At 68.7% G+C, this 14,719-nt stretch carries 14 protein-coding genes; 7 read left to right on the top strand and 7 right to left on the bottom strand.

The features are described 5' to 3' along the window. Positions 1-23: 23 nt before the first annotated feature. The 4 genes from ABN611_RS03825 to ABN611_RS03810 are packed head-to-tail and all read right to left on the bottom strand — an operon-like array spanning position 24 to position 4,520. Positions 24-1,352, bottom strand: coding sequence for a glycoside hydrolase family 32 protein (locus ABN611_RS03825; RefSeq protein WP_350278361.1), 1,329 nt, complete (start codon positions 1,350-1,352; stop codon positions 24-26). Further along, complete coding sequence (locus ABN611_RS03820; protein WP_350278360.1) at positions 1,349-2,188, bottom strand: carbohydrate ABC transporter permease; 840 nt, start codon at positions 2,186-2,188, stop codon at positions 1,349-1,351. Before ABN611_RS03820 ends, ABN611_RS03825 begins: the two co-directional genes overlap by 4 nt. After that, a complete protein-coding gene (locus ABN611_RS03815) occupies positions 2,185-3,117 on the bottom strand; it encodes a sugar ABC transporter permease (RefSeq protein ID WP_350278359.1) in 933 nt (310 codons plus the stop codon). Before ABN611_RS03815 ends, ABN611_RS03820 begins: the two co-directional genes overlap by 4 nt. Beyond that, positions 3,117-4,520: a sugar ABC transporter substrate-binding protein gene (locus ABN611_RS03810; RefSeq protein ID WP_350278358.1), complete on the bottom strand. Its 1,404-nt coding sequence runs from the start codon at positions 4,518-4,520 to the stop codon at positions 3,117-3,119. Before ABN611_RS03810 ends, ABN611_RS03815 begins: the two co-directional genes overlap by 1 nt. A gap of 173 nt (positions 4,521-4,693) precedes the next feature. Here ABN611_RS03810 and ABN611_RS03805 point away from each other — a divergent pair, with 173 nt between their 5' ends. From ABN611_RS03805 to ABN611_RS03790, 4 genes are all read left to right on the top strand, one after another. Further along, positions 4,694-5,758 (top strand): LacI family DNA-binding transcriptional regulator, encoded by a 1,065-nt coding sequence (locus tag ABN611_RS03805; protein ID WP_350278357.1) that lies wholly within the window; start codon positions 4,694-4,696, stop codon positions 5,756-5,758. Continuing rightward, the gene (locus ABN611_RS03800) at positions 5,755-7,182 is read left to right on the top strand and encodes a glycoside hydrolase family 32 protein (protein WP_350278356.1); all 1,428 of its coding nucleotides are present in this window, start codon (positions 5,755-5,757) and stop codon (positions 7,180-7,182) included. Before ABN611_RS03805 ends, ABN611_RS03800 begins: the two co-directional genes overlap by 4 nt. A gap of 42 nt (positions 7,183-7,224) precedes the next feature. Continuing rightward, on the top strand, positions 7,225-7,812 hold the full coding sequence (locus ABN611_RS03795; protein WP_350278355.1) for a family 43 glycosylhydrolase: 588 nt from the start codon (positions 7,225-7,227) through the stop codon (positions 7,810-7,812). Positions 7,813-7,908: 96 nt separating this feature from the next. Beyond that, complete coding sequence (locus tag ABN611_RS03790) at positions 7,909-9,990, top strand: hypothetical protein (RefSeq protein ID WP_350278354.1); 2,082 nt, start codon at positions 7,909-7,911, stop codon at positions 9,988-9,990. A gap of 3 nt (positions 9,991-9,993) precedes the next feature. Here the strand turns inward: ABN611_RS03790 and soxR are convergent, their stop codons facing one another. Then, positions 9,994-10,458 (bottom strand): redox-sensitive transcriptional activator SoxR, encoded by a 465-nt coding sequence (gene soxR / locus ABN611_RS03785; RefSeq protein ID WP_350278353.1) that lies wholly within the window; start codon positions 10,456-10,458, stop codon positions 9,994-9,996. An 80-nt stretch (positions 10,459-10,538) separates the two neighbouring features. Here soxR and ABN611_RS03780 point away from each other — a divergent pair, with 80 nt between their 5' ends. Then, positions 10,539-11,960: an MFS transporter gene (locus ABN611_RS03780; protein ID WP_350278352.1), complete on the top strand. Its 1,422-nt coding sequence runs from the start codon at positions 10,539-10,541 to the stop codon at positions 11,958-11,960. Here ABN611_RS03780 and ABN611_RS03775 read toward each other — a convergent pair. Further along, the gene (locus tag ABN611_RS03775) at positions 11,941-12,273 is read right to left on the bottom strand and encodes a nuclear transport factor 2 family protein (protein WP_350278351.1); all 333 of its coding nucleotides are present in this window, start codon (positions 12,271-12,273) and stop codon (positions 11,941-11,943) included. The genes ABN611_RS03780 and ABN611_RS03775 overlap by 20 nt on opposite strands. A gap of 73 nt (positions 12,274-12,346) precedes the next feature. Between ABN611_RS03775 and ABN611_RS03770 the strand changes: the two genes are divergently transcribed. Continuing rightward, positions 12,347-13,159: a MerR family transcriptional regulator gene (locus ABN611_RS03770; protein WP_350278350.1), complete on the top strand. Its 813-nt coding sequence runs from the start codon at positions 12,347-12,349 to the stop codon at positions 13,157-13,159. A gap of 2 nt (positions 13,160-13,161) precedes the next feature. Here the strand turns inward: ABN611_RS03770 and ABN611_RS03765 are convergent, their stop codons facing one another. Next, positions 13,162-13,758: a TetR/AcrR family transcriptional regulator gene (locus tag ABN611_RS03765; RefSeq protein WP_350278349.1), complete on the bottom strand. Its 597-nt coding sequence runs from the start codon at positions 13,756-13,758 to the stop codon at positions 13,162-13,164. A gap of 113 nt (positions 13,759-13,871) precedes the next feature. On the opposite strand from ABN611_RS03765, the gene ABN611_RS03760 reads away from it, so the two are divergent. Next, positions 13,872-14,717, top strand: coding sequence for an SDR family oxidoreductase (locus ABN611_RS03760; RefSeq protein WP_350278348.1), 846 nt, complete (start codon positions 13,872-13,874; stop codon positions 14,715-14,717). The last annotated feature ends 2 nt before the right edge of the window (positions 14,718-14,719 follow it).

The following is a 14,719-nucleotide window of genomic DNA, read 5'->3' as shown; positions in this document are numbered from 1 at the left end:
CAGTGCGCGGTGTCCCCGGTTCTCTATTGCGCTAGGGGCCAGTACTGCGCTTCTGCCGGGGCCTCGATGTGCCAGGTGGGTGGGCTGGTCGGGTAGATGCGGGTGCTGAGGACGCGGCCGGCGCTGGTGAAGATTTCCAGGACGGAGCCGTCGAGGAAGATGCGCGCCGCCGGGCGGTCCGCGGACGGGTCGAAGGCGTCGCCAACCTCCATCCGGACGCCGTGTGCGTGGCGGTCCAGGCTGGCAGCGGTCCGGTCGATCGTCAGCGAGTCCGCGTCGAGCTCGATCACCAGCCGTTCCTCGTCACTGAAGTGGATGACGACCCGGCCAGGGCCATGGGGTACGGCGATCTCGCACTGGGCGCCGGTCGACGCACCGTCGGCGGGCGAGCCCGGACCAACCCGGAGCGTGTCCATGGTCGGCACCGGCGTACTGCGAAGCGAACCATCGACGCCCAGCTCAACCACGCGGGGAAGCGAGATCACCCCGGCCCAGTCGTCCGTCCACCCCGACGGGTCGCGGCCCTCGGTCAGCCAGCCGAAGAGGAGCGGACCGAATCGGCTGTCCCGCAGCGCCGACGCGGCGTAGAAGTTCGAACCGTGATCGACGCGCTGCGGGTTCAACCGCCCGTCGACATCGAACGACAGCACCTCCGCCGCACCACCCTCCGGTGACCACGACGCGACGACGGCGATCCGCCGGCCGTCGAGGGTGAGCACCTGCGGGCACTCCCACGCGGCGCCGGTGTCCTCCCCGGCCGCGATCCCGCGGGGCAGTTCGGCGAGCGGACCGTCGTACGTCCAGTGCTCGAGATCGGGCGAGCGGTAGAGCGCGATGCCGGCCCGGTCGACGTACCCGGTGCCGACGGCCATCCACCAGCCACCGTTCTCCCGCCAGACGAACGGATCGCGGAACATGATCGCCTGCTCCGGATCCGGCACCACCTGACGAGCCGGCCCGAACGTCATCCCGCCGTCGTCCGACACCGCCGTGAGCACCGACTGGTACGGGTGCCCCTCGACGTTCCCGGAGTAGAAGGCGCGGACCCGGCCGTCGTCCAGGACTGTGTTGCCCGACCAGCAGCCGTCGGTGTCCGGACCGCCCGGCTGCGGCGCCATGGCGGGCCGGTGCAGCGTCCAGCGCACGTAGTCGGACGAGGTCGCGTGCCCCCACTCGACCGGGACGTGCATGTCGAGCATGGGGCGCGACTGGAAATAGAGGTGTACGTCGTCACCTACTTCGATCGGCCCGTTCGGGTCGTTGAGGTAGCCGCGCGGCGGCCGGATGTGGAAGGCGGGCCGTAGATGCGCGGCGGCGCCTGCCGACCGGGAGGCGGACTGGGTCTGGGTCACCGTGATGCTCCTGCCGTGATGCCTGCGATGAAGTATCTCTGGGCGAAGACGAACAGCACTACGCTCGGCAGGATCGCCAGTACGACGCCCGCCAGCACGACCGAGATCGAACCGGTGCCGAGGTTGCCCTGCAGACCGACGAGCCCGAGCGGCAGCGTGAAGTTGTCCCGCGACTGCAGGAAGATCAGCGGCCGGTAGAACTCCGCCCAGAAGCCGGAGAAGTTCAGGATCGCGAGCGTCGCGATCGCCGGACCGGCCATCTTGGCGTAGATCATCAGGAACGTCTGGAAGTGCCCGGCGCCGTCGATCCTCGCCGCCTCGCCCAGTTCCCGAGGCATCTGCAGGAAGTACTGCCGCATCAGGAACGTGCCGAAGGCGCTGCCGAGGGCCGAGATCACCAGCGAGAACGGGCTGTCCGACAACCCGAGGTACCGGATGATCACGAACACCGGGATGATGATCGTCTGCAGCGGCACCATCATCGTGGCCAGGAAGATCGCGAAGATCACCGAGCGCCCGGGGAAGCTGATCATCGCGAACGCGTACCCCGACAGCGTGCAGGTGATGGTCTGGCCGACCACGATCAGCCCGGTGACGATCACGCTGTTGACGAAGAACCGCCCGATCGGGATCCGGTCGAAGACCGCGCCGTAGTTGGAGAAGTCCGGGTTCAGCGGGATCCACTGCGGCGGGTTGGTGAACGCCTCGGCGGGCGTCCGCAGTGAGGTGGTGAGCGTCCACAGCAACGGGCCGAGGGCAACCATCGCGGCGATCACCAGCACCACGAAGCCGGTGAGCCGGCCGATCCGGGCGAGAGTTCCGGTGGAGCGGATCATTGGTAGAACACCAGCTTTCGTGCCGCGAGGAACTGCAGCCCGGTGATGATCAGGATCACGGCCAGCAGCACGATCGCGATCGACGAGCCGTAACCGAACTGCAGGTTCTGGAAGCCCTTCTGGTACATGGAGATCGTCACCGTCGTGGTCGCCGTCCCCGGACCGCCCTTGGTCATGATGTACGGCTGGTCGAACAGCTGCATCGCGTTGATCAGCGCGACGACCGCCGCGAACAGGATCGTCGGGCTGATCAACGGAACCTTGATCCGGAACAACGTCCGCAACGGCCCGGCCCCGTCGATCTGCGCGGCCTCGAGGACGTCGGTCGGCACCGACATCAACGACGCGACGAACAGCACGAACGTGAAACCGATCTGCTGCCAGACCGCGACCAGCACGATCGTCGTCGCCGCACCCAGACCGCTGGTCAGCCACGGGACGTTCGGGAGGCCGAGCAGCCCGAGGTAGTAGTTCACCCCGCCGAACTTGTAGTCGAACAGGTAGCCCATGAAGATCGACACGGCCGCCGTCGACGCCAGCAGCGGCAGGTAGAACGCCGTACGGAACGCCGTTCGCATCCAGACCCGCCGGCGTTGGTTGACCAGGACCGCGAGCGCGAGGCCGATGGTCAATTGCAGTACGACGATCGCGACCGCCATCCCCAGCGTGACGCCGAAGGACTTGAGCACCGGGCCGTCGTTGAAGAGCCGCTGGTAGTTCTCGAGTCCGACGAACTCCGGCGTCGAGATCACGTCCCAGGAGAAGAACGACAACCCGAGTGACGCGACGATCGGGATCGCGGTGAAGACCGCGACGAACAGCACCGCCAGCCCGATCATCGCGAACCCGAATCCAGCCTCACCGTGCGCGGCCGGATGCCGGCGGCGCTTCACGGCCGTGTTCCGCACCTCCGCGGTGACGGCAGTCATCAGCCCGCCCCCGCGGCCTTCTCGAGGTCGGACTGCAACCCGTCCAGGGCTGCCTTGGCGTTACCGGACGAGATCGCCTCGGTGGTCCGCTGATTCAGCGCGGTCGCGAGCGCGTTGTAGTACGGCGGCGCGGGGATCGGCGCGGTGTCCGGGTGCTTGGTCAGCGTGTCGTAGAAGACGGACCAGTGCTTCGGCCCGGTCTTGGCGTACCGCGCGGCCGTCACCAGGGACTTGCGGCCGGGCGTGGTGACGTTGCCCGGGAACACCAGGTCGAACGTCTCCGGCTTCACCAGCAGCTTCAGGACCTCCCAGGCCAGGTCCTTCTTCTTCGACGACTTGAAGATCGCGTACCCGCCGGCGCCGAACAGATGCCGCTGGCTCTTCCACTTCGGGAACATCGTGACGTCGAAACTGCCGTTCTTCATGCCCGCGTTGGTCAGGCCGCCGGCCCAGAACCCGCCGCCGATCGACATCCCGATCCGGTTCGACGCGAACAGACCTTGTAGTGTGCCGCCACCGCCGACGTCGGGCGACGGCGACAGGCCCTTCTTGGTCAGCTCGATCATGTAGTTCAGCGCCTCGACCGTGGCGTCGGAGTTCGCCGTCGGCGCGCCCCACTTCCAGCCGCCCTTCCGCCCGGCGGCGGCAGCATCACCGGCGTACGCCTTGCTCCACAGCCAGTCGCCGCCGTCGTACTTGCCCTCCTCGAGCAGGTTGGCGTTGTTCGCGTACATGAACGACGTCCAGCTGCCCCACAGCCGGACCACCCAGCCGAAGGCGTTGATGCCCTTGAACTTCGCGATCTTGGTGGCTGCGGTCTCGAAGTCCTGCAGCGTCCAGTTCTCGCTCGGCGGTACGACGCCCGCGCGCTGGAAGAGCGTGCTGCTGTAGAACATGTTCCCGGCGTTGAAGCTGTCCGGGAGTTCCCACAGGTGCCCCTGGTACATCATCGACTCGACCAGGGCCGGGTGGATGTCGGCGAAGTACTCCTTGAGCGCGTCGAGGTCCTTGGTGACGTAGTCGTCGAGCGGGATCGCCAGCTCCTTCGACGCCATCAGCTGCAGGCCTTCGGTGGCGACGCTGATGATGTCCGGCGGGGTGCCGGCGGCGATCTGGGTCAGCACCTTGGCCAGGAAGTCGTTCCAGTCGGTGCCGTTGATCGCGGAGATCTCGAAGGTGATGCCCGGGTCGAGTTTGCTGATCTGCGGCTGCAACCGGTTCTGCAGCTGGGTCGCCTGCGCCTGCTCGCCGAAGTACAGCATCTTCAGCGACTTCGACGAGCCGCCGCTGTCGTTGCTGCAGGCGGCCAGGTCGGCCAGTGCGGCCAGCCCGAGACCACCGGCTCCGGCCTTCAGCAGGGTCCGGCGGGCGAGCGAGCCACCGGCGGGATGGGTACCTGTCATGGGATTGCCTCCTTGACCGCTCGGGCGGCCCGGCGCGCCGCCCAATACGTATTGACCCGGGACGGTAGCAGCGGTGTACGGTGGGGTCAATACGTATTGGGTCGAACTGTGATAGTTAATTAGCGGCGGCGACGACGCCGCGCACCGTGCGGTGTTCAACTCTTGGGGGACCGATGCCGAGGAAGCCGGCCGACGGGCCGAAACGCGTCACGATGACCGACGTCGCCCGGCGCGCGGGGGTGTCCCAGCCGACCGTCTCGTTCGTGCTCAACGACCGCCGCGACGTCGCGGTCGCGGAGGAGACCAGGCGGCGCGTCCTCGAGGCCGCCGCCGAGCTCGACTTCGTCCCGAACCGGGCGGCCCAGCTGCTGCGGTCGAACAAGTCGTTCACGGTCGGCGTCGTCACCAGCGGGATCGTCTCCCAGCCGTACGCCGGTCTGATCGTGCTCGGCCTGCAACAGGTCGTCCAGCCGGCCGGCTATGTGACGATGGTTGTCGACACGACCGACGACCCGGAGCAGGGTGACGCCGCAGTGGCGAACCTGGTCGGCCAGGGCGTCGCCGCGATCGTGTACGCGTCGCTGTCGCCGAAGCCGCTGCACCGCAGCCCGCGGCTCGACGGGATCCGGACGATCTTCGTCAACTGCTGGCCCGAGGAAGGCCACGCCGACACGATCCTGCTCGCCGACGAGTACGCCGGTGGGCGGCGCGCCGCGGCGTCGGTCTTCGAGCGCGGGCATCGTGAGGTCGCGTTCCTCGGCGGGATGCGCAACGACTACGCCTGCAAGGAACGGCGCCGCGGGTTCGACGACGCCGCGCGGGCGGCCGGGCTGCGACCCGCCGATCTGGTGCACCGGTACGGCAACTACCAGATCGGATCCGGGTACGACCTGGCGACCGAGGTGGTGCTCGAACACCGGCCGACCGCTCTCGTCTGCGGCAACGACCGGATGGCGATCGGCGCGATCCTCGCGCTGCACGCGCTCGGCCTCGACTGCCCGGACGACGTCAGCGTCGTCGGCTTCGACGACCAGCCCGACGTCGCGGACCAGGTCCGTCCCGGTCTGACCACCGCCGCGTTGCCGCACCTGATGCTCGGCCGCCGGGCCGGCGAGTTGGTATTGGCCGCGCCGGACGACGCGCCCGAGCGGGTGATCGTCGACTGCGAGCTGATCGAGCGCGAGTCGGTCGGTGATCCGCCACGCCGCCGCCCGCGGCCGAAGGCGGCCCCGAAATGATCCACTGGCGCCCGAAGTCGGGCTTCGTCGGTGACGTGATCCCGTTCAGTCACGCCGGCCGGATCTGGCTCTTCTACCTGTTGGACGAGCGTCCGGCGGACCCGACCGCCGGTCAGAGCGGGATGCCATGGGCTCTGGTCTCGACCACCGACTTCGTGCACTACACGGACCACGGCGTCGTACTGCGGGCCGGCGACCGGGACGCGGACGACTTCGACTGCTACACGGGCAGTGTCGTCGCGGACGGTTCGCGGTTGCACCTCTTCTACACGGGCCACAACCCGCGGCGCGGCGACGCCGACGGATCCTTCCAGGTGGTCTGTCACGCGGTCAGCGACGGCGATCCAACGGTATGGACCAAGCTGCCTGAGCACACCTTCGGAGCACCGCCCGGGTACGTGCCCCAGGACTGGCGCGACCCGTTCGTCTACCGTACGGCGCCCGATCAGCCGTGGCAGCTGGTGCTGGCCGCGCGGTACGCCGACGCGCCCGATCGCCGGTGTGGTGTGGTGGCGCGGCTGACCTCGGACGACCTGGAGAAGTGGACGATCGCGGAGCCGTTGTGGGAGCCGCACCGGTTCATCACGCAGGAGTGCCCGGACGTGTTCCGGTGGGGCGACTGGTGGTACCTGGTGTACTCCGAGTTCACGGACGCCTTCCAGACGCGGTACCGCGTTGCGCGCGGGCCGGACGGTCCGTGGCTGGCGCCCGGTCGGGACACTGTCGACGGGCGGGCGTTCTATGCGGCCAAGTCGGTCGAGTTCGCGGCGCGACGGTTCTTCATCGGCTGGATCCCTACCAAACAAGGGGATTCCGACGCGGGGCGGTGGCAGTGGGCCGGCGATCTCGCCGTACTCGAAGCGCGGCAGGAGGGCGATGGGTCGCTGGCGTTCGGGTTCCCGGAGGAGGTCGTTGCGGCGTTTGCCGATGTCCGGCAGGTGGCGTTGGCGCCGGTTGACGGAGCGGCGGCGATTCCTGGGCAGGGCGCGGTTGATCGGTACGCTGCCTGGCTCGGGGAGCCCTTGCCCGAGCGCTGCCTGATCACGCTGACGGTCGATGTCGAGAGTGCGCAGGCGTTCGGTCTGCTTTTACACGCCAGTGCCGACGGCGAGCACGCGAACGTCGTACGGCTCGAGCCTGTTCGGGACCGCGTCGTACTCGATCAGTGGCCGCGCGGGCGGACCGGTCCGGCGCAGTGGCAGGTCGACGGCGACGTGCCGTATGCGGTGGAGCTGGAGCGGGCGTGTCCGTTGCCGCCAGGCCGGCACACCGTGCAGGTGTTGCTGGACGGTACGACGGGACAGGTGGTCGTGGACGACCGCGTTGCGTTGAGTTTCCGCCGGTACGACCTCGGCGCGGGGCACCTGGGACTGTTCGCCACCGACGGCAGCTTCGACCTCGTGTCTCTGACGGTGGCCCGGTAGCCGGGTTACATTGCGGGCCCAACCCAACGCCCCGGGGGTTCGATGGCGAGGATCCCGGCCTGGGTCGACAAGGGCAAGCCGCTGCTCTGGGCCCCGGAGGTGTTCCAGAGCTCCGACAGCCGCGGTCCGCTGTACGTCATGTACTTCACCGGCCGGTCCGCGTCCCGGCACGTGCACTGCATCGGGGTCGCGACCTCGCGGCGACCGTCCGGCACCTACACGCCCGGTACGAAGCCGATCGTCTGCTCGCCGTGGGTGTCGCGCGGGTACGAGGCGATCGACCCGGCGGCGTACCGGGCCAAGGACGGCAAGCGATACCTGATCTACAAGAGCGACTACCGGAACGCGTCCGGCTTCCAGATCCGCGCGGTCCAGATGGACAGCCGGACCGGTACGTGGGTGGTCGGCAAGAGCATCGCGAAGATCGTCAGCTCCACCCGGATCGAGGGCCCGTCGGTGAGGCTCTGCGGTCCCGGCGGCGCCACCGTCATCAACGTCGGCGGAACCACCCGGATAGCCTTCCACGCGTACGTCGACGCGAACCACGACGGCGTCCGGGACTCGAAGAAGCGCCAGGCCTACACCGCCGTGATCAAGTGGACCAGCAAGGGTCGTCCGTACGTCTCTTGACGCTTGGAGAAAAACCAGTTCAGCTCTTCTGCTGCTGAGCTCCCGCTCCTAGGATGCTGGGCACACTAAACCGGTATATCTGAGGAGTGTGAGGCGATGCCCGATCCGCTGAAGGTCTCCCGGAGGACAGTGCTCACGGTCGGCGGCGCCGGGTTGGCGGCGGCGCTGGCCGGTGTCGCTCCGGCGCGGGCCGCTGGGGCGGCGGATGCCGCAGTACCGAAGCCGGGGTCGGGTGGGATCCCGCCCGGGCCGTCGACCTACGGCTGGAACCCGGCGGACCTGCTCGAGTTCGACCCGCGCACGCATCCGTGGGCGCGGCACCTGCGCTGCCTGGTCCCGCTGGCGCCGCGGATCGAGCCGTTCGCGCCGACACAGGCGCACCCGGACCTGGATCCGGAGGTCCGGCTGTCGACGCTCAGCCTGGACGACGCCGGCACGATCTACGAAGGCCGCAACCAGCCGGCCGGCCTGGAGGGCCACACCTACACGCAGCGGTTCTGGCCGTACATCGACATCTGGGGCACCTGGCACGGGCAGGTCCTGCCGTCGGTGCCGAGCGACGTGGTCGCCGACCCGAGCGCGCCCGGCCGGAACTACGGCGTCGTCGACATCCCGAACCCGGGCTGGACCGAGGCCGCACACAAGAACGGCGTGAAGACGATCGGCGGCTGGTTCTGGCCGCGCACCGGCGTGGACTTCGGCGAGTTCCTGGTCCAGGCGGCCGACGGGTCGTTCCCGGTCGGCGACAAACTGATCGAGATTCGTCAGTGGTTCGGCTTCGACGGGCTGTTCATCAACCAGGAGGCCGCGATCACCGCCGCGCAGGCCGCCAAGCTCCGCGACCTGTTCCGCTACATCAAGGCCCAGGACCCGGACTTCTACCTGCAGTACTACGACGCGGACCTGCCGAACGGCGTTCTCGACTACCAGAACATGCTGAACCACAAGAACGTCCCGTGGCTCGGCGCCCCCGGCGACCAGACCGTCGACTCGATCTTCCTCAACTACGGCTGGCCGTACGTCGACGCGGACCTGACGAAGAGCGCGAGGACCGCGACCGACGCCGGGTTCGACCCGCGGGCGGTCGCGTTCGCCGGCGTCGAGCACCAGAAGGGCGGGTTCAACCCGGAGGAGTGCTTCACCGACTACGCGTACCCCGGGCACCCCGGCCCGATCTCGGTCGCGCTGTTCGTCGAGGACCAGTACTGGGCCACCGCCGCGAACTCGGGCGGTACCACAACGCCGGAAGGTCGCGCGAAGTACCGCGACCTCGAGCAGCGGTTCTGGTCCGGCCCGACCGGCAACCCGGCGACGTCGGGCCGCCTGGAGGAACGGCAGCCGCCGTACCGCACCGACGTCCTGAACTACAAGAGGTGGGACGGGATCGCGCACGGCATCGTCGAGCGGTCGCCGTACGGCGCACTGCCGATCGTGACCACGTTCAACATCGGCGTCGGCAGCACGTTCTACCTGGATGGCAAGCAGGTCCGCGACAGCGGCTGGGACAACCAGGGCTGTGCGGATCGGTCGCTGACCTGGCAGTACTGGACCGACGGCGTCACCGTGACGCTCGACGAGAGTACGGCGTACGAAGGTGCTCACTGTCTCGCGCTGTCCGGTGCGGGGGTTGTGCATCTCTTCAAGACCGACATCACGCAGGCGGATCACACAGAGGTCCGTGTGGTGGCGCGGGGTTTGTCGAAGCTCGAGATCGGCATCACTCGCCGGTCCGCGCCGGAGCGGATCTCATGGACTCGATTGACGCCTGTCCGCCGGGTGGGGGACTGGATCGAGTACGGCGGGACGGTCGCGCGCGCGGACGACCGGATCGCGCGTGTTTCGCTTCGTAGCGCGGGGAATGGCCGGCTCGGCAAGGTGCTGCTGTCGGACCAGCGGACGTTGCTCGACGTGCCAGGCCGCGTGGCGGGTTTTGCTGTGCAGGATGAAGGAGCCGGCGCTGGGTCTACGCGGCACCTGAGCTTCGGTTGGTCGCTGCGTCCGGACGCTTCGGCGTACGACGTCCTTCAGTTGGGTCGAACGGCGCGGCACTGGCTGGGCCGGGTGCATCGCGATGTCCTCTTCGCGGAATCGGTCGACCTCGGGCGTGGGCGGACCTTCGCCCTGGTGCCGATCGGCGCCAACGGCAACCGTGGAGCTTCGAGCATCGCCAACCTCTGATCGTCAGGACTTCGGCCGCCGTTGGAGGCGGACCGGGCCGGGGCCCTCCTGCCGGAGTTCGTCGTCCGGGTTCAGGAGGGCGCAGGCCTTCATCGACAGGCAACCACAGCCGATGCAGCCGGTGAGCTCGTGCTCGAGGTTCTCGAGGATCCGGCGGCGCTCCTGCAGTTGGCGGCGCCAGGATCGCGACATGCGCTGCCAGTCCTCGTGGGTGGGTTCACGGTCCGCGGGGAGCTCGGCGAACACGGCGGCCAGGTCGGACAGCGGTACGCCGAGCCGCTTGCCGATGATGATCAGCGAGATCCGCCGCAGCATGTGCCGTGCGTAGATCCGCTGGTTGTGCCCGTCGCGCGCCGAGAACACCAGGCCCTTGCGTTCGTAGAAGTGCAGGGCGGACGCGGGCACGCCGGTCCGCCGGATCACTTCGCCGATCGTGAGCGGAGCGGTGGTGTCCACGTGCCCGTCCATGGGACGGAGGCTATTGGTTCAACCAAGGTTGAGGTCAACGGTTTGCGCTCAACCCTGGTTGAGGCGCTGAGCTGATCGGCATGAGCGCACTTCCCGTCGTCCTGACCGCCGTGGTCCTCGTGGCGATGTCGATCTCCGGTACCGCCGTCGCACTGCCCAGTATCGGTAAGGAACTGGACGCATCCGGGTCGCCGCTGAACTGGGTGGTCGCGGGCTACAACCTGGCCTTCGCCGCGATGACCCTGGTGGCCGGTTCGACCGCCGACCGGATCGGCCGGCGCCGGGTCTTCGTCGTCTCCGCGGTCACCTTCGCGATCGGCTTCCTCGGTACGGCGCTGAGCCCGTCGATCCTGGTCGCCGACGTGGCACGCATCGTCTCGGGAGCCGGCGGCGCCGGCCTGATGGCGGCGGGCGGAGCGCTGCTCGCCTCGTCGTACGACGGGCCGGCACGGAATCGCGCCTTCGCGCTGATGGGGACTGTTGCAGGTGTCGGTATCGCGATCGGCCCTAGCTTGTCCGGGCTGCTGATCACGGCGACCGGCTGGCGCGGCAGTTTCGTGGTCTTCGCGTGCCTCGGCCTGCTCGTCGCCGTTGGCGCGACGCGGCTGCAGGAGTCGCGCACTCTCGGCGGTTCCGCTGACTGGCTGGGCAGCCTGCTGTTCGTGCTGGCGTTGTCCGTCCTGATGTACGGCGTCCTCGAAGCGCCGGGGCTCGGCTGGGGACATCCGCGGGTGCTCGTGGCGCTTGTCGTCGGTCTGGTCGCGCTGGTCGCGTTTGCGGCTGTGCAGCGCCGCAGTGCGTCGCCGGTGCTGGCGCCGTCGTTGACGGCGAACCGAGGGTTCCTCGGGTGGAGCCTGGCCACGCTCACGACCTCGATCGGCTTCCTCGGCGTGCTGGTGTTCCTGCCGACGTACCTGCAGGTTGCCAGCGGCCTGTCCCCGGCGGTGGCGGGTGTAGCGATGCTGCTGCTCACCACGCCGGTTCTGGTGATGCCGTTGACCGCCGTGTCGCTGGTCAACCGGGGAGTCTCGCCGCGCCTGCTGATCCTGGCCGCGCTGGCCCTCGTTGCCGGTGGCAACCTGTGGATGGTGGTACTGCGACCTGACCACACCGTCGCCGTGATCGCCGTACCTCTGTTGCTGATCGGTATCGGCATGGGGATGTCGTTCGGCATCACGGACGGGCAGGCGATGAGCCTGGTCCCGCCGGATGCGGTGGGGATGGCTGCAGGGTTTCTGAACACGCTGCGCGGTGCTGCCGAGGCACTGGTCATCGCCGGCTTCAGTGCCTCGCTGCTGGGCTTCCTGTCGACAAAGCTCGGCACCGGCCGCGCGGCCGCGGTCAGCTCGGGCCACCTCAGCGATCAGCCGGCCTTTGAGCTCCAGGCATTCACCTGGTCGTGGCAGCTGACCCAGGTCGGGGTGAGCGCGCTCTGCCTGATTCTGAGTGCCGTGGTCGCGATCTTGATCCTCCGAGGGTCGGTCACGGCTGCGCGGCGATGACGAGTCTGGTGATCAGGTCCTGGTCGAGGTCGAAGGTGAAGTCGAGGTCCGCGGTGCCGCCGGGGAAGTCGCCTTCCAGATGCTGCGTGACGACGTAGGTGCTGTCGTCGAGTTTGCGTGAGCCCGTGAGTTCGGTCGTGTACGTGTACTCGCTGGCTGCGTCGCTCAGCCAGGCGCGGATCTCGTCGCGGCCGCGGTAGGTCCGGCCGTCGTCGGTGACCACGGCGTCGTCGGCGTACGTCTGGATCGCGGTGCCGACGTCACGGGCGGTGTGCGCGGCGAGGTACTTGATGATCGTGTCGGGGAGGTCCATGGCGTCGACTCTGCGCGCTCTCCGGGCGGGAGGGTCAAGGAGTTGACTCTCCCGCCGCGGGAGGGTGCATGGTGTGGTCGTGAAACGCGGGATGTCGATTGGGGAGTTCGCGCGGGCGACGCACCTCAGTGTGCGGACGCTGCGGCGGTACCACGAGAGCGGTCTGCTCGAGCCTGCGGCGGTCGACCCGTCCAGCGGGTACCGGTACTACACGACCGGCCAGATCCCGTCGGCCCAGGTGATCCACCGGCTGCGTGAGCTCGACGTACCGCTGGCCGAGGTCGGCGAGATCCTGGCCACGCCCGATCCGGACGCGCGGGCCGCGCTGATCTCGGTGCATCTGGAACGGCTGCAAGCCTCGCTCGACCGGACCCGCGCGGCGGTGACATCGCTGCAGCGGCTGCTTGGTCCGCCGGACGGCGAGCCTGCGGTGGAGCTGCGCTCGGAGCCCGCCCGGATGGTTGCCGCGATCACCGCTGTGGTGACCCTCGACGAGGTGCTGCGGTGGTACGACGGCGCGATGGCGGAGCTCGACGCAGCGGTGCCCGTTGGGCGGCTCGGGCCGCCCGGAGGGCACTACGACAACGAACTCTTCACGGTCGGCCGGGGGACGGTGCGGGTCTACCACCCGGTGGCCGAACCGCCGTCGTACGGACGGGTGCGTCCGGTCGAGCTGCCGCCGGTCGAACTAGCGGCGACGGTCCACAAGGGTCCCCACGACGACATCGAGGTCACCTACGGCCGGCTCGCCACCTGGGTCCACGAGCACGCGCTGTCGGTCGCCGGACCTGTCCAGGAGACGTACGCCGTGGGTCCTCGAGACGACGTCGACCCCGCGACGTGGCGTACCGAGATCGCCTGGCCGGTTTTTCGCCTCAGCAGGTGAGTTCAGCGTGGTCGGAGGCCGTTGAGGGCTGTGTCCACGAGGTTGTCGACGTACTCGGTGTCCAGCGGGCCGGTGCGCTGCAGCCACCGGTTGAGGACCGGACCGAAGATCACTTCGACTGCGACGTCGAGGTCGAGGTCCTCAGCCAACTGACCAGCCCGCTGGGCAGCGCGCAGCCGGTCCTTCTTCAGCTCCCGCATCGGGTGGTCCAACCGGGTCGCGTACTCGGCGGCCAGGGCCGCGTCGTGGACGACCTCGGTGTGCAGGGCCCGCATGGTCTCGTCGTACCGCGGATCGTTCAGCTCCTCGACGGTGGCGCGCAGGACGTGCTTCAGGTCGGTGGCCAGGTCGCCGGTGTCGGGCAACCCGGCGAGCGAGCCGTCGGCAGTCTGGGTCAACGTGAGGAAGGCGTCGAACAGCAGTGAGCCCTTCGACGGCCACCAGCGGTAGATCGTCTGCTTGCCGACGCCGGCGGTCGCGGCGATCCGCTCGATGCTGACCTTCGTGTACCCCACCTCGGTGACGAGGTCGAGGGCGGCGCCGAGGATCGCCCGCCGCGAGGACTGGCTGCGGCGGCTGGGATCGGGGCTCGTGGACATACCCTCAGCCTAGCAGGAAGCGAGACGAGACGGTCCGTCTTGACATCGGCTCTGGATCGGCTAATCTATTGGCGAGACGCAACGGTTCGTCTCGCTGATCGAAGGAGCGGTGGATGGAAACCTCAAGCAGCCGGGTCTGGTTCGTCACGGGAGCCAGTCGTGGGCTCGGCCGCGCGTTCACCGAAGCCGCCCTCGCGGCCGGTGACCGGGTGGCCGGGGCGGCCCGCGACATCTCACCGCTCGACGAGCTCGGCGCCCGGCACCCCGGACAGCTACTGGCGCTGCGCCTCGACGTCACGGACCGTGCGGCGGTCTTCGACGCGGTCGAGAAGGTGACCGCGCACTTTGGCCGGCTCGACATCGTCGTGAACAACGCCGGATCGCTGTTCACCGGGATGGTGGAGGAGTTCAGCGAGGCGGCCGCCCGGGCCCAGTTCGACCTGAACTTCTTCGGTGCGCTGTGGGTCAGTCAGGCAGTGCTGCCGCAGTTGCGCGCCGAAGGCAGTGGCCACATCGTGCAGATCTCCAGCATCGGTGCTCTCGGCGGCTTCCCGAGCACCGGGCTCTACAGCGCGAGCAAGTTCGCGCTGGAGGGCATGAGCGAGGCGCTCGCCGCCGAAGCCGCCGGGTTCGGCGTCAAGGTCACCATCGTCCAGCCGGGCGGGTACTGGACCGACCTCTACACCAGCAGTACCGCGACCAGTCCGAATCCTGTCTATGACCCACTGCGCGCGGACCTGGAGAAGCAGTGGGCCGAAGGATCCATCGACAGCGAGCCACGCCTGGCCGCTGAAGCACTGCTGAAGCTCGTCGCCAGCGACGACCCGCCGCTACGCCTGCTCCTCGGCAGCATGGTGTACGACGTCGCTTTCGACATCACCCGCCGCCGCATGGACACCTGGTCCGCCTGGGAACAGGTCAGCCGCGCCGCGGAGAAGGCCGTCCCCGCGCCGAGCTGACC

The organism is Kribbella sp. HUAS MG21, assembly GCF_040254265.1.
In the GTDB taxonomy this organism is placed as follows: domain Bacteria; phylum Actinomycetota; class Actinomycetes; order Propionibacteriales; family Kribbellaceae; genus Kribbella.
Note: the sequence above shows the minus strand (reverse complement) of the source record. Positions and strands in the feature narration are given on the sequence as shown.

What these genes read in the sequence shown, in the direction of transcription:
- ABN611_RS03820 (WP_350278360.1), bottom strand. Translation starts at nt 2,188, where the DNA reads ATGATCCGCTCCACCGGAACTCTCGCCCGGATCGGCCGGCTCACCGGC.
- ABN611_RS03775 (WP_350278351.1), bottom strand. Translation starts at nt 12,273, where the DNA reads ATGGACCTCCCCGACACGATCATCAAGTACCTCGCCGCGCACACCGCC.
- ABN611_RS03760 (WP_350278348.1), top strand. Translation starts at nt 13,872, where the DNA reads ATGGAAACCTCAAGCAGCCGGGTCTGGTTCGTCACGGGAGCCAGTCGT.
- ABN611_RS03780 (WP_350278352.1), top strand. Translation starts at nt 10,539, where the DNA reads ATGAGCGCACTTCCCGTCGTCCTGACCGCCGTGGTCCTCGTGGCGATG.
- ABN611_RS03795 (WP_350278355.1), top strand. Translation starts at nt 7,225, where the DNA reads ATGGCGAGGATCCCGGCCTGGGTCGACAAGGGCAAGCCGCTGCTCTGG.
- ABN611_RS03810 (WP_350278358.1), bottom strand. Translation starts at nt 4,520, where the DNA reads ATGACAGGTACCCATCCCGCCGGTGGCTCGCTCGCCCGCCGGACCCTG.
- ABN611_RS03805 (WP_350278357.1), top strand. Translation starts at nt 4,694, where the DNA reads ATGCCGAGGAAGCCGGCCGACGGGCCGAAACGCGTCACGATGACCGAC.
- ABN611_RS03800 (WP_350278356.1), top strand. Translation starts at nt 5,755, where the DNA reads ATGATCCACTGGCGCCCGAAGTCGGGCTTCGTCGGTGACGTGATCCCG.
- ABN611_RS03790 (WP_350278354.1), top strand. Translation starts at nt 7,909, where the DNA reads ATGCCCGATCCGCTGAAGGTCTCCCGGAGGACAGTGCTCACGGTCGGC.
- soxR (WP_350278353.1), bottom strand. Translation starts at nt 10,458, where the DNA reads ATGGACGGGCACGTGGACACCACCGCTCCGCTCACGATCGGCGAAGTG.
- ABN611_RS03765 (WP_350278349.1), bottom strand. Translation starts at nt 13,758, where the DNA reads ATGTCCACGAGCCCCGATCCCAGCCGCCGCAGCCAGTCCTCGCGGCGG.
- ABN611_RS03815 (WP_350278359.1), bottom strand. Translation starts at nt 3,117, where the DNA reads ATGACTGCCGTCACCGCGGAGGTGCGGAACACGGCCGTGAAGCGCCGC.